The sequence below is a fragment of the Oribacterium sp. genome (genome assembly GCF_057249185.1).
In genome coordinates this window covers 1-14,053 of the sequence record NZ_DBHIGR010000010.1, presented here as the reverse complement: position 1 = coordinate 14,053, position 14,053 = coordinate 1, and the positions used below count along the sequence as shown (strand labels likewise).

The 14,053-nt window shown below is 43.9% G+C and carries 14 protein-coding genes; 13 read left to right on the top strand and 1 reads right to left on the bottom strand.

Features of this window, described 5'->3' with window-relative positions:
• Positions 1–2,003, top strand: a 2,003-nt coding sequence (locus ACO4PX_RS01345) for a leucine-rich repeat domain-containing protein (RefSeq protein WP_485571035.1), incomplete at its 5' end; no start/stop codon positions are given.
• Between the two features lie 235 nt (positions 2,004–2,238).
• Here ACO4PX_RS01345 and ACO4PX_RS01340 read toward each other — a convergent pair.
• Entirely contained in the window at positions 2,239–2,961 is a 723-nt protein-coding gene (locus ACO4PX_RS01340; protein ID WP_183681933.1) for an anthrax toxin lethal factor-related metalloendopeptidase, read from the bottom strand.
• A 324-nt stretch (positions 2,962–3,285) separates the two neighbouring features.
• Here ACO4PX_RS01340 and ACO4PX_RS01335 point away from each other — a divergent pair, with 324 nt between their 5' ends.
• The 12 genes from ACO4PX_RS01335 to ACO4PX_RS01280 all read left to right on the top strand — a co-directional run bounded on the left by ACO4PX_RS01335 (position 3,286) and on the right by ACO4PX_RS01280 (position 13,999).
• A complete protein-coding gene (locus ACO4PX_RS01335) occupies positions 3,286–4,491 on the top strand; it encodes an NRAMP family divalent metal transporter (protein WP_448972321.1) in 1,206 nt (401 codons plus the stop codon).
• Positions 4,492–4,536: 45 nt separating this feature from the next.
• The gene (gene pxpB / locus ACO4PX_RS01330; protein WP_455031969.1) at positions 4,537–5,262 is read left to right on the top strand and encodes a 5-oxoprolinase subunit PxpB; all 726 of its coding nucleotides are present in this window, start codon (positions 4,537–4,539) and stop codon (positions 5,260–5,262) included.
• Between the two features lies 1 nt (position 5,263).
• Positions 5,264–6,274, top strand: coding sequence for a 5-oxoprolinase subunit C family protein (locus ACO4PX_RS01325; RefSeq protein ID WP_485571033.1), 1,011 nt, complete (start codon positions 5,264–5,266; stop codon positions 6,272–6,274).
• 13 nt (positions 6,275–6,287) lie between these two features.
• Positions 6,288–6,725 carry an acetyl-CoA carboxylase biotin carboxyl carrier protein gene (accB, locus tag ACO4PX_RS01320; protein WP_315377158.1) on the top strand — a complete coding sequence of 146 codons (438 nt, stop codon included), beginning with the start codon at positions 6,288–6,290 and terminating at the stop codon, positions 6,723–6,725.
• Positions 6,726–6,736: 11 nt separating this feature from the next.
• Positions 6,737–8,086: an acetyl-CoA carboxylase biotin carboxylase subunit gene (gene accC / locus ACO4PX_RS01315; RefSeq protein WP_485571032.1), complete on the top strand. Its 1,350-nt coding sequence runs from the start codon at positions 6,737–6,739 to the stop codon at positions 8,084–8,086.
• 2 nt (positions 8,087–8,088) lie between these two features.
• The gene (locus tag ACO4PX_RS01310) at positions 8,089–8,853 is read left to right on the top strand and encodes a LamB/YcsF family protein (RefSeq protein ID WP_485571030.1); all 765 of its coding nucleotides are present in this window, start codon (positions 8,089–8,091) and stop codon (positions 8,851–8,853) included.
• Between the two features lie 447 nt (positions 8,854–9,300).
• Positions 9,301–9,735, top strand: a complete 435-nt coding sequence (locus ACO4PX_RS01305) for a Fur family transcriptional regulator (RefSeq protein WP_007155898.1) — start codon at positions 9,301–9,303, stop codon at positions 9,733–9,735.
• 26 nt (positions 9,736–9,761) lie between these two features.
• Positions 9,762–10,862: a metal ABC transporter substrate-binding protein gene (locus tag ACO4PX_RS01300; RefSeq protein WP_485571029.1), complete on the top strand. Its 1,101-nt coding sequence runs from the start codon at positions 9,762–9,764 to the stop codon at positions 10,860–10,862.
• Entirely contained in the window at positions 10,862–11,569 is a 708-nt protein-coding gene (locus tag ACO4PX_RS01295; RefSeq protein ID WP_485571028.1) for a metal ABC transporter ATP-binding protein, read from the top strand. The genes ACO4PX_RS01300 and ACO4PX_RS01295 overlap by 1 nt, the downstream gene beginning before the upstream one ends.
• Positions 11,570–12,394, top strand: coding sequence for a metal ABC transporter permease (locus ACO4PX_RS01290; protein ID WP_314832838.1), 825 nt, complete (start codon positions 11,570–11,572; stop codon positions 12,392–12,394).
• 11 nt (positions 12,395–12,405) lie between these two features.
• Complete coding sequence (locus ACO4PX_RS01285) at positions 12,406–13,215, top strand: hypothetical protein (RefSeq protein ID WP_485571026.1); 810 nt, start codon at positions 12,406–12,408, stop codon at positions 13,213–13,215.
• Between the two features lie 169 nt (positions 13,216–13,384).
• Positions 13,385–13,999 (top strand): superoxide dismutase, encoded by a 615-nt coding sequence (locus ACO4PX_RS01280; protein ID WP_485541205.1) that lies wholly within the window; start codon positions 13,385–13,387, stop codon positions 13,997–13,999.
• Positions 14,000–14,053 lie beyond the last annotated feature (54 nt).

Sequence of the window (14,053 nt, the reverse complement as noted above, 5' to 3'; positions counted from 1 at the left end):
GACGCCTTTGGGAGACTTATAAAGATAAAATCAGTACCGTAATCATTGGAGAAGGAATTGAAACGTTGGGGGAAGATGGCTTGTCATTTTACGCTATGAAAAATATTAGGCATGTGCAGCTACCCTCCACTTTGCAGGAAATTCCTAAGCGTGCTTTTGCTTTTTGTGATGAACTTGGGGATGTCAATATTCCGCCTTCCGTTAAAAAGATAGGGGAAGACGCATTTTGGAAAAATGGAGACAGGAAGAATACGATTTACAATCATTCGAAAGTATTCATCGGAGATGAGGACTACAATAAATATACTACTACTGTGGTGCAGGATCCAAATCTTCAAAGCACAGAGGGGATTGCTCAAATTAGAGATTTTAAAATATACACAATTCCTGAAATTGAAAAATGTTTTTTTGAGTTGGAGACTTCCGGTGATGAGCTTGATGGAAAATATTATTTATACATAACGGAAGAACCCAGAGAAATCACAGTAGAAGATTTTGCAGATAAGAACTTTACAGGTAAAATTTTAAATAAAGATTTGTCTTTAAATTTAAGGGAAGTGGATATTCGGGATTCTAAAGATGGAAATATTAAAAAGAGATATTTTTACACTGGCGGTTTTGCCTACAATTCTTTGAATGGAAAAATCAAACCGGGCCATACCTATTACTGTGGAATATTAAATCGAACTTATAGAAAAAATATCCCTTGGGAAAGTAGGACTGTTTATCAAAAGAAGATACAAGTCGGTGAAGCAAATATACTTCCTCATGAAGATGGAGGATTTCGATGGTCGGCAAAAAAAGAGGGTGATACAAATGTAGTACGGATACAGGGGAATGGAAGACTGAAGGGAATTAAGCAAAATGGGGATCTATATGCTCATACAAAAATGTCCTTTTGTCTAAATGATGTTCATTTAGAATTGCAGGGAAATATTACCGCCTTGGATCCCCATTCCCTGGAAGGATTTAGAGATTTTACCGGAGATTTGCGATTGCCTGATTCTATAGAAGAAATTGGAGAAGGTGTATTCACTGAGAAGAATCTTGCTAATGGAAGACTAATATTTCCGTCACGCTTAAAGGTAATCGGAAAAAAAGCTTTTAAGTATTTTAATTTTAAAGGGGATATCACTTTACCGGAAGGTCTAAAAAGTATTGGGGAAGAGGCATTTGTAGATCGATTGGATTATGAGAATATAATAATCCCATCTTCGGTGCAATACATAGGAAATTCAGCATTTTTCCGTCCGGATGATGCTTGGCATGGGACAAAGAATACTATTACGAACTATTCGTCGATTAGACTAACTGAGCGTTATATAAATCCGTATTATACGAATGTTATTTGGAAAAATAGTTCGAATGATCCTTCGTCTTCTACCGGAGGAAACGTCGGCGCTAATACTTCCGGCAGTTCCGGAAGAACAGGAGCTACAGTCGGCTTAGGCGGTACCGGTGGTTCAAGCAGCTCAGGTGGATCCGGCGGTTCAAGCAGTTCCGGCGCTTCGGGCGGAGGAGCCATTATCTCCGGAGGCAAGCCTAAGGTTTTAGGCGTGGATAGAGAAGTTCCTTCTATTGTGAATTGGCAGAGAAATGCAAAGGGCTGGTGGATTCTATATGCCGATGGAACTTATCCAAAGGCTCAGTGGTTATGGCTGAATCATAGCTGGTACTATTTTAACCAAGATGGCTATATGCTTATTGGCTGGCAGTTTATCAATAATTCCTGGTATTATTTTGAAGAAAATGAGGGAAGTGAACAAGGGAAAATGTGCATAGGTTGGAAGCAGATTAAAGAGGATTGGTATTATTTTACTGAAGAGGATTCTGCTAATATTGGAAAAATGTGCACTGCTTGGAAAGAAATCCGTAATAAATGGTATTTTTTCAATCCTGTCGAGGGTAAAGATAATGGAAAAATGCTGTCCAATACCATGGTAGATGGCTATACTTTAGCTGTGGATGGCGCATGGAAAACAGAAGTTCAAAGAGCAGTATAAAGTTCTTTTTCCATACATGCAATCATATAATTTGCAAACGAGATATCACACGCTTTGTGAGCAATACCCGTTATGAACGAAAAAAGAGCAGAGTATGAAGAAAATCTTCTATTCTCTGCTCTTTTCTGTTTACGAATAATGCTGTAAATACGTTACTTATTTTTTATATAGGACAAGTTTAAAAAGTATGAGATTCAGATTATCTCAGGCCGCTTGATATAAGCTAATTAGATTCTTATGCAGTTAGCGCTTCCTCCGGTACCGGGTGGCTAGCGTTAAATTCCGTTACCAACTGATCGATAAAAGCATAAGTAGCGGGAGCTACAACCTGTAGCTGCTCGGGAGTATCCACATAAGCTTTAAAGCTTCCGGCAAAGTACTCTGTACTGTCGGATTTCTCATATTGGGTTACCAAACCGTTTTGATTGGCTTCCTGCTGATAGATTGCTACGAAATCCGCTTCCTCGGAACGAGAGCGTTTTCCTCTGGTAACATAGCGGAAGACCTGATTTCCATAACGCTTTTCTTGTAAAAGAATTTCTTCGTCTTTATATACTACATCATCGAAATAATGTCCGATTTCATGGGCAAGAGCGTAGGCTCCCAGTAAGTCCTGGTCGGATAGCATTATGTTTGCTTCCATTCCGTCCAAAGCGGTATACATGCCGATGACATTGTCTCGTCTTTGTTTACTGTTAAAAAAAGTAATACTGTTATGATTCAACTCATACTGTAAACGAATGGATGCAGGAATTCTGTTATAAACTTCAATAGCCGCATTGACCTGGGCATCATTCACTGCACCATCTCCCTGTTTTAAAGGGATTCCGGCAAAAACCGGAGAGCTTGCCAGAAGAGAACATAGGGTAAGAACTCCTAAGCCTTTTCTTCCGTAATTTTCTAAAGCCTTCAAAATCCTTCTTGAAAATGCCTTAGTTTGTGTAAAAAACTTTTGCATATTTGCTCCTTTCTCATGCAAATGGCTAAGAGTAGCTCTTAGACCCAGCTTATATATCGGCCTATTTATAAAATAAATTAGAAAATTCAAAGCTTGGAAAAATTCTTAAGAAAATACTGCGGATTTCCGCTTCTGTTCTGTGTTGTTCCATGTTTATTCTGTTTTCGTTCTATTCTTATCCGGGAAAATCCGGAAAAAAATCTTGACGCTCGAGAAAAAATGACTATACTGTGTATAAGACTTGATTTAAAGACACTGATAAATAAGTCTTAAATAAACAACGCAACAGTTCAACTGTCCAATAAAATGAAGGAGGAACTTATTATGAGCGGAACGAAGAAGAAAAGCGGAGCACTGCTTGGAGCAGCCTTTCTGATGGCAACTTCAGCCATCGGACCGGGATTTTTAACCCAGACGGCAAAGTTTACCGGTGATTTTAAGGCCAGCTTTGCCTTTGTTATTTTAGCTTCGGTTATTTTGGCGGCGATTGCTCAGCTGAATATCTGGCGTGTGCTTTGCATCAGCGGCATGCGGGGACAGGATGTGGGTAACCGTATCCTTCCGGGACTGGGATATTTTGTTTCCTTCTTAATTGTTTTGGGCGGTTTGGTTTTTAATATCGGAAATGTAGGCGGAGGTGCTTTAGGATTACAAACGGTTTTGGGAATTCCTACACAGCTTGGTTACTTTCTTGCAGGTGGTCTTGCTATTCTGGTTTTCTTATCCAAGAATGCTAAAGGAATTATGGATCATTTGGTTAAGATTCTTGGGGCTGTCATGATTCTTGTCATCCTGGTGGTCATCTTCATGGTAAAGCCTCCCATTGCCTCCGGCCTTAAGAACAGTATTCTTCCGGAAGCCAGCATCGTAAGTTTATTCCCTGCCATCCTTACTCTTTTGGGCGGTACGGTTGGAGGATATATTACCTTCGCGGGAGCGCACCGTTTGATTGATGCGGGAGTTACCGGAGAAGATAAGTTGAAGGATATTAATTATTCCGCGCTTATGGGAATGTTTGTAGCCACCCTGGTTCGTGTCCTTTTATTCTTTGCGGTATTGGGCGTTGTGGTGAAGGGTGCAAGCTTGGATGCGAAGAACCCTGCAGCGGATGCCTTTCTTCAGGGCGCAGGTGTTATCGGACAGAGAATTTCCGGTTTGGTACTTTGCTGTGCGGCCATTACCTCCATCGTCGGTGCGGCATACACCTCTGTCAGCTTCTTAAAGACCTTATCTCCTGCAGTGGCTAAGAGAGAAAATCTTTTTATCATTGCCTTTATTCTTCTTTCCACCCTGGTTATGGCAGGGCTTGGAAGTCCGGCAAAGCTTCTGGTTTTGGCAGGCTCTCTGAACGGTTTAATCTTACCGGTAAGCTTAGGCATTTGCCTTGTAGCTTCTCAGAATAAGAAGATTATGGGAGAAAATTATAAGCATCCGAAAATTCTGCTTTTCTTGGGGATTATCGTGGTAGTATTATCTGCTTATGTGGGATTAACTTCCTTGACAAAGCTTTCCGCTCTATTTGCTGCTTAAGAGGCAGGAGCGTAGCGAAATGTGAAGTTCGGAGAAAGGAAAACTATGGAAAAGATACGAGTGCTTACTGCAGGAGACTCTGCCCTGTTGCTTCAGTTTGAGCAAAGAATCGGAGAGGATGTGAACCGCAGAATCAGCGCTACGGTAAAACTATTGAAAATGCAACAAATTGAGGGGATTGTGGATATGATTCCCGCCTATGCCTCACTCCTTGTCCAATACAATCCATTGGTTATTCGTTACGAGGAAATCTATAAGAGAGTTTCCGCCATTGTAAAGATGGATACCAAGGTGGAAAGCATGGAGAAGAAGGTATGGGAGATTCCCGTATTGTACGGAGGAGAGCTGGGGCCGGATTTCTCCTATGTGGCGGAGCATGCCGGAATAAGTGGAGAAGAACTGATTCGTCTGCATAGTGAGAAGGACTATCTGGTGTATATGCTGGGCTTCTTGCCGGGCTTTACCTATCTTGGAGGGCTGGAGGAAAAGCTTCATACTCCCAGACTGGAAAACCCCAGAGTGAAGATTCCTGCAGGTTCTGTAGGCATCGGAGGCTCCCAAACCGGCGTTTATCCGGTGGATTCTCCGGGAGGCTGGCAGTTAATCGGAAGAACGCCGGTAAAGATGTATGATCCGGAAAAGCAGGATCCTATTTTGGTACAGCCGGGAGAATATATTCATTTTTATCCGATTACGGATTCTGAATATACAAGGATTTCCGAGGCGGTAGCTGCAGGAAATTTTACGGTACAGTGGCATAAGGAGGGCTGATATGGGATTTCGAGTAATTAAGGGAGGCCTTCTTACTACGGTTCAGGACTTAGGTCGTACAGGTTATCAGGCCCAGGGCTTTAATGTGAACGGTGTCATGGATAGAAGAGCCTTTCGTATCGCAAACCTGCTTTTGGATAATCCGGAAAATGAGGCGGTGCTGGAATGCACTTTAATCGGTCCCACCTTGGAGTTTACCGCTCCTATGATTATCTCTATTACTGGAGGAGATTTTCGACCGGAATTAAATGATGAAGCCATCCCTATGTATACAGCCATATATGTGGCGAAGGGAGATGTGCTGAAGGTAGGTTCCGCAAGAACCGGAAGGACTTGCTATATCGCCTTTTCCAACTATTTAAAGGTTCCGGTGATTATGGGCTCCCGATCTACCAATTTAAAAAGTCAGATTGGCGGCTTCAAGGGAAGAAAATTAGAGGATGGAGATTATCTGGATACCAGAATTAATCGAAGAATTTATCTTCCAAGCTTTCTTTCCAGAACCCTCCCCTTAAAGGAGTATGAGGAAAGCAAAGTGAAGATTCGGGTGGTGCCCGGACCGGAGGAAGAGGTATTTTCCAAAAGAGGAATCAAGAGCTTCTATGAAAGCGAATATACGGTGGGAAGTGAATTTGACCGTATGGGACTTCGGCTGGAGGGAGCATATATTGAAAGTAAGAAGGGCTCCGACATTATTTCCGACGGAATTGCCTTAGGCTCTATCCAGGTTCCTTCCCATGGAAAACCCATTGTTCTTCTGGCAGACCGGCAAACCACCGGAGGCTATGGAAAAATAGCTACGGTAGCAACGGTAGATTTGCCAAAGCTGGTACAAAGAAGGATGGATGATAAGATTCATTTTGAAAAGATTACGGTACAGGAAGCGCAAAAGCTCCTACTGGAAGAGGAAAAGGAGCTACAGGAGATGCGAAAGCTGATTCATAAGCCCTGTAAGGAAGTCTTAGATTGTCGTTTGGCGGCAAAACGCTTATCCAAGTTATTTGAGAAGTAGGAGAGGAGAAAGAATGGATTTAGAAAAGGTAGAGGGTTTGGTAAGAATTTTGGAGAATTCCTCCTTAAATACCATGTCCATTAAAGATGGAGATTTTAAGATTGTTATGAGTAAATTAGACCATCCTCCCGTGCTTGCTCAGGGAGGAGCTTCTCAGGTGGTTTATGAGAGTCCGGCTGCGGAAAAGCAGGAGAATTCGGAAGAGGAGAATGAGGTGCATATCACCAGTCCTATCGTGGGAACCTTTTATTCCGCATCGGGACCGGATATTCCCGCCTTTGTTACGGTGGGAGATAAGGTAAAGGCGGGAGACACGGTTTGTATTCTGGAAGCTATGAAAATGATGAACGAAATCACAGCGGATTTTGACTGTGAAATCGAGGCGGTACTGGTTTCCAATGAGCAGAAGGTGGAGTATGGACAACCTTTGTTCCGTGTGCGTAAGCTGTAAAGGAGGCGGAAGTGTTTAAGCGAGTCTTAGTAGCCAACCGGGGAGAGATTGCCGTTCGGGTAATTCGGGCTCTTCGGGGCATGGGTATCCCCTCCGTGGCGGTATATTCCAAAGAAGACCAGGACAGCCTTCACGGAAGACTGGCGGAGGAAAGGGTCTGTATCGGAGAGGGTTCTTCCCGGAATTCCTATTTAAATATGGACACCCTGATTACCGTAGCCAAGAATACCGGCTGTGATGCCATTCATCCGGGCTATGGTTTTCTGTCGGAAAATGCTCAGTTTGCCGAAAAATGTAGGGAAAACGACATTTGCTTTATCGGGCCAAGTCCGGAAGTGATAGACGGCATGGGGAATAAATCTCAAGCCAGAGCCAAGATGCGGGAAGCGGGCGTGCCGGTGGTACCCGGTTCTTTAAATGCTCTTTATGATGTAAAGGAGGCCTTAGAGGAAGCCAAGGCCATGGGCTTTCCGGTGATGATTAAGGCCAGCTCCGGCGGCGGTGGAAAGGGGATGCGGGAATGCTATTCCGAGGGAGATTTTGAAAATGAATTCCTTACCGCCCAAAGAGAATCTGCCAATGCCTTTTCCGATGATGCCATGTATCTGGAAAAGCTGATTTTGGAGCCCCGTCATGTGGAAGTGCAGATCATGGGAGACAGCTTCGGGAATGTGATTGCTCTCGGAGAAAGAGACTGTTCCATCCAGAGAAATCATCAAAAGCTGGTGGAGGAATCCCCCTCTCCCATTGTGACAGCGGAAAGTCGTAAAGCCATGATGGAGGCTGCGGTAAATGCGGCCAAGGCGGTGTCCTATGTAGGAGCCGGCACCATAGAATTTATCGTGGATCAGGAAGGTAAATTCTATTTTATGGAAATGAACACCCGTATTCAGGTGGAGCACGGGGTAACGGAACTGGTAACGGATACGGATCTTGTGATAGAGCAGATTCGGGTTTGCGCCGGAGAGCCTCTTAGCATGACGCAGGAGGAGGTACTCCTTAGAGGACATGCCATAGAGTGTAGAATCAATGTGGAAATTCCGGAGAAGAATTTTATGCCAAGTCCCGGAACCATTACGGCTCTGCATTTGCCGGGAGGAAACGGCGTACGTGTGGATACGGCTATTTATACCGGTTACAAGATTCCTATGGAATACGATTCCATGATTGCCAAGGTACTGGTTCACGGAAGGGATAGGCAGGAGGCAATCCGGAAAATGAAGGGCGCCCTGGAAGAGATGCTGGTGCTGGGGGTGGAAACCAACCTGGACTTCCAGTACAAAATCATGCAGTCTGAAGCATTTGTGGAAGGAAAGGTAGATACCGGCTTTATTGAGCGCTTTACCTTAGGAGGAAAATAAGCATGAAGGTTGATTTAAATGCGGATGTGGGAGAGAGCTTCGGGCGTTATACCCTGGGGATGGATGATAGCTTGATTCCCTTACTAAGCTCTGCCAATATTGCCTGCGGCTATCATGCAGGAGATCCTTTGGTGATGGAGAAAACTGTGGAACTATGTAAAAATGCGGGAGTTGCCCTGGGGGTACATCCGGGCTTTCCCGACTTGCAGGGCTTTGGCAGAAGAAATATGGACTGCACACCCAAGGAATTAAAGACCATGCTGCTCTATCAGATGGGAGCCCTGGAAGCATTTTTGCATAAAGACGGCTTAAAGCTTCAGCATGTAAAGCCCCATGGCGCCCTTTATAACATGGCCGCAAAGGATGAAGAACTGGCTAAGGCTATTTGCGATGCGGTGAAGGAATATGACTCTTCTTTGATAATCCTGGCTCAGGCCTCCGGTAAGCTCTACCAATTAGCGGAAAAGACGGGACTTCCCGTAAAGGCGGAGGTCTTTATGGACAGAGCCTATGAGGAAGACGGTTCCTTGGTGAATCGAAGAAAGCCGGGAGCTATGATTACCGACGAAGAGGAAGCCATTGAGCGGGTGCTTTCCATGGTACTGGAGAAAAAGGTAAGAGCCATCACAGGAAAGGAAATTCCTATACAGGCGGATTCCATCTGTGTCCACGGAGACGGAGAGAAGGCTCTTCTTTTTGTAGAAAAGCTAAGAAAGACTCTTGAAAAAGAGGGAGTGACAATAGAAGCTTTCGGTAGAGGTATTTAAGAAGAAAATTATTCATAAAAGCTTGAAGGGAATGTGAAAGTCAAACTAATCCATAGCCTTCATGCGTATAGGTCCGGGATAGGGGTAATCTGAGCCCGCGGGTACTTGCGAAAAACAAGGGAAGCGCAGTTTTTCGCTTAGTATCCCCTGGGAGGCAAGGTTAGCGAGAGCGTGCTCCGAGCCCGGACCTATACTGCATGAAGGTTGTTTTTTTGATATTAACATTATTTTCTTCAGCTTTTATGAAATTTTTCTGTATTTCATTGACAGAGAGGATAATAATAGTAAAATATGAAAATGGTTTCCGTTTTCATGGATTTTGTATTCAATGTTTTTGGGATTTGATTTTAGTATGAAGAAGACTGAAAAGGAAATCCTGATCGGAAAGCCTCTCTATTGTCAGGAATAGGGGAGCAGAGTTGAGATAGATTTTGTAGGGGAGCGGATATGGAAAAAGGGAAGTACAAAACCCAGCATAAAGAGGAATTGCAGAAATATCTATCCAATTTAGAGGGAGAACATTTCACGGTAGCTGACTTGGTGATTCATTTCCGTGAAGAGGGAAGGCCCATCGGAACCACCACTATTTACAGGCAGTTGGAACGGCTTTGCGAGGAAGGTTTGGTGAATAAGTACCTGATCGATCAAAACAGCCCTGCTTGCTTTGAATATGTGGGGGAGAGGAAGGAAGCTTCCAAGGAACATCTATTTTTCCATTGCAAATGTAGCCGTTGTGGAGCCTTGATTCATCTGCATTGTCATGAACTGGACTTTATGATGGAGCATCTTCTTGTGCATCATGGCTTTCATTGGAATCCGAAAAGGACGGTTTTCTACGGTTTGTGTGAAAACTGTGCCCGGGAAGAGGAAAAGAGGCCTTAAAGTTATTTACCTAGAAAGGAGCCCTTATGGGACTAAGAAAACTGGCGATTGCCACCACATTTTCCTTACTTGCAGCAAATCTTTTTGCCTGTGGAGCAAGTAATGCAGGAAAGACTGAGACTACAGCAGCCACCACACAGGCAGCAGCAGAAAGCAGCAAGGAGGAGAGCAAGGCAGGCGGAGAGAAGCTGAAGATTGTGGCTACCAATTTCCCTGCTTATGATTTTGCAAGAGCTGTTACCAAGGGAGAGGCGGATGTTACCATGCTGGTAAAGCCCGGATCCGAGACCCACAGCTACGAGCCAAGCCCTCAGGATATTATTACCATTCAAAATGCGGATTTATTCCTCTATGTAGGCGGAGACAGTGATGCCTGGGTAGACGGTATGTTAAAGTCCATGAACAAGGAGGATTCCTCCGTTTTCAAAATGATGGATGCGGTAAATTTAATGGAAGAGGAAACGGTTGAGGGAATGCAGGAAGAAGAGGAGCATGACCATGACCATGAAGGAGAGTCCGGAGAGCATAAGGAAGAAGCTGCCGACCATGAGGATAAGGCTTCCGAGGCAAAGAGTGACAGTCATGAGGAAGAGGAAGTGGAGATGGATGAGCATGTATGGACCTCTCCTGTAAATGCCATTCAGATTGTAAAGAAGCTGGATGAGAAGATTTCTTCCTTGGATTCTTCCAAAAAGGACGTTTTTGAGAAGAATACTGAGGCCTATGTGAAGGAATTGGAAGAGCTGGATAAAAGCTTTAGAGAAGTGGTAGATTCCGGAAAGAGAAAGGAAATCATTGTAGCAGACCGTTTCCCCTTTGCTTATTTCTGTAAAGAGTACGGCTTAAGCTACTTTGCGGCATTCCCGGGCTGTTCTACCGATACCCAGCCTGCTGCACAGACCATTGCGTTCTTACAGGATAAGGTAAAGGAAGACGGTATTCCGGTGGTATTCCATATTGAAATGAGTAACGAGGATATGGTAAATGCCATTTGTAAGGATACGGGAGCCAAGAAAATGCTTTTGAATGCGGTACACAATGTGACCGATGAGGATTTCAAAGCAGGCAAGACCTACGTGGACTTAATGAAGCCGAATGTAGAGGCATTGAAGGAGGCACTGAATTAATGAGTTATTTTTCCCTAAACAAGATTGGCTTTTCCTATGAAGGGAAGGTGGTATTAGAGGACATTCATTTTTCCGTGGAAAAGGGAGATTATCTTTGTATCGTGGGGGAAAACGGAGCCGGAAAAAGTACCCTTTTAAAGGGCATATTAGGGTTAAAAAAGCCCAATGAAGGAGAAATTATTCTGGGGGACGGCCTGAAAAGGCAGGATATCGGATATCTTCCCCAACAGACGGAGGCGCAGAAGGATTTCCCTGCCAGTGTTTACGAGGTGGTGGAGTCCGGATGCCTAAACAAGCTTTCCTTATTTCCCTTTTATCGTAAGGAAGATAAGAAGCGGGTAGAGGATGCTATTCGTTTTTTAAACATTGAGAATTTGAGAAAGTCCTGCTATCGGGAGCTTTCCGGCGGACAACAGCAAAGGGTTCTTCTGGCAAGAGCCCTTTGCGCCGGCTCCAAGCTCTTGATTTTGGATGAGCCTGTGGCAGGTTTGGATCCTAAGGCCCAGACAGAGCTCTATGATTTAATTGACAGATTGAATAAGGAATTAAAGATTACCATTATCATGGTTTCCCATGATGTGAAGGAAGTAGTACAAAGAGCAAAGCATATTCTCCATTTGGCCCATAAGCAGTTATTTTTCGGAGAGGCGGAAAAGTATAGAGAGTCGGAGCTTGGAAAAAGTTTTGTGAAGGATTTGGAGGGCTAAATGTTTAAGGTTTTAGGGTCGATGTTGTCCTACGATTTTATGATTCGAGCGATTATCGTAGGTTCTCTGGTTTCTCTGTGCTCTACACTTTTGGGAACCAGTTTGGTTTTAAAAAGATATTCCATGATAGGGGATGGCTTATCCCACGTGGGCTTTGCGGCATTGGCGATTGCCTATGCTTTGCAGCTGGCCCCCATGTCCGTGTCTATTCCTGTCTGTGTGATTGCGGCATTCTTTCTTTTACAATTGGAAGAGAATTCTAAAATTAAAGGGGATGCGGCTACCGCCTTGCTTTGTAGTGGAGCTTTGGCAGTGGGGGTGATGACGATTTCGCTAACCACCGGTATGAATACAGATGTTTGTAACTATATGTTCGGTTCTATCCTGGCCATCAGCCCCTCGGATATGCGGCTTTCCGTGATTTTATCCGTGGTGGTGCTTTTCCTCTATATTTTCTTCTATCCCCGCATCTTTGCGGTAACCTTTGATGAGAATTTTGCGAAAGCCAGCGGAACCAATACCCGTTTCTACAACATGGTTTTGGCCTTGCTGACCTCCATCACCATTGTGCTGGGAATGCGAATGATGGGAACTCTTTTGATTTCCAGTCTGATTGTTTTCCCCTCCATTACAGCCATGCGGGTATGTAAGAATTTTTTGGCCACCATTATTCTGGCCTCCCTTCTGTCACTCTTTGGATTTTTTGTGGGAATGACTCTGTCTTTCCTTTATAGCATTCCTACGGGTGCTTCCATTGTGGTGATAGATATTGTGTTATTCTTCCTATTTTGTGGGATTGAAGCAATCCGGAATAGAAAGGGATAGAGGATAAGAAAATGAAATTAAGCAGAAAAATGAATACAAAAGATGAGAAGGCCTTAGGGCCTTTTCGCATTTTCGGAAAAAACGGAAAAGCAAAGCCGGGCATTCCTGTGAGACGAGCTTGCCTTCTTCTTGCCCTTTGTGCAGGAACTTTGGTGGCTTGTAAGGAAAAGGATACCGTGCGGAAGACTCCGGGAAAGGTGGAGAGTACGGAAAGCACTTCCTCTGTATCCGAAGAAGAAGCAATGTCTATGGCGGCGGCTTTGGATGCCTTAGAGTCTAAGGATGCGGCATCTGTGGAGGCGGAAAATGCCAATCCCTCTTCGGAAAGTAAAATTGCCGGAAGCTCCAATGCTGCGGAAACCGTGAAGGAAACGGATGAGCAGGGAAGAACCTATCCTATAGATGACTATCCCTACAATCCTAAAGAAGACAGAGGAAAGTATTCTTTGGAGAAGCCGGATATTGTGGTGGGAGATAAACTCTATGCCACCCAGATTAATGACTGGTACAAGAATTTTCAGGATTATGAAGGAAAGACGGTCAGTATTGAAGGCATGTATATGAACTTCGGAGGCTATACCCTGGTGGGAAGAAACGGCCCCTCCTGCCCTTATTGTACCGGTGGTTATGTGAATTTTGAATTCAAAACCGACCTGGATCTTTCCGGATTGGAATCAGAAAAGTCCTGGATTCGGGTAAAGGGCGTTCTAAGGCAGGGAAAGTATTCCATCTCCAAGGATGTTTCTCAGTTAATTTATTATATTGAGGCTCTGGAAGTGGAGAAAATGGATAAGCCCGGAGTGAACCCTATCACAGACTAATGCGCAAAAGGTTAGTTTAATATAACTTTTATACTTTTCTTTTTCCTTATCTGCTATACTAAGAGTACAAAAATAATAATGTTTCTCAAATTTGCAAAATACTTGAGAAAAGAAGAAAGTACAGAAAACAGAAAACAGTAAACAGTAAACAGGAATAAGGAGGAAAACTATGTTTGAACAAGTAAAATTAGACTATGCTTTTGATGCTCTGGAGCCCCATATCGACACCACGACCATGGAAACCCACTATGGAAAGCATCATGCCACCTATACCAAGAACTTTAATGATGCGGTGGAAAAGGCGGGGCTTGGCGGAAAATCAGTAGAAGAGATTCTTTCTTCTCTTTCTTCCGTAGGCGATGAGGCCTTGAGAAATGCTTTGCAGAATAATGGCGGCGGTTACTATAACCATAATTTATATTTTTCCGTAATGAGTCCTAAAAAGGGAACAAAACCAAGCCCTGCTTTGACAGAGGCAATCAACAGAGACTTCGGATCCTTGGAGAAGCTGGTGGAAACCTTGCAGAATCTGGCTTTGGGACAGTTCGGTTCCGGATGGGCCTTTTTATCGGTAGATAAAGAAGGAAAGCTCTATGCCACAAAGGCCGCAAACCAGAACAATCCTTTTATGGAAGCCGGACAGCATACCCCCATCCTGGGAATTGATGTTTGGGAGCATGCTTACTACCTTCGTTATAAGAATCTAAGAGGCGACTATCTGAAGAATTTCTTCGAGGTACTGGATTGGGAGAAGGTCAGCGAGAATTATGAGCGTTGCAGATAGGGGCTTGCAATAATACTTTAATTTAAAAGAATCTGCTTGTTTCCATAAGTATAG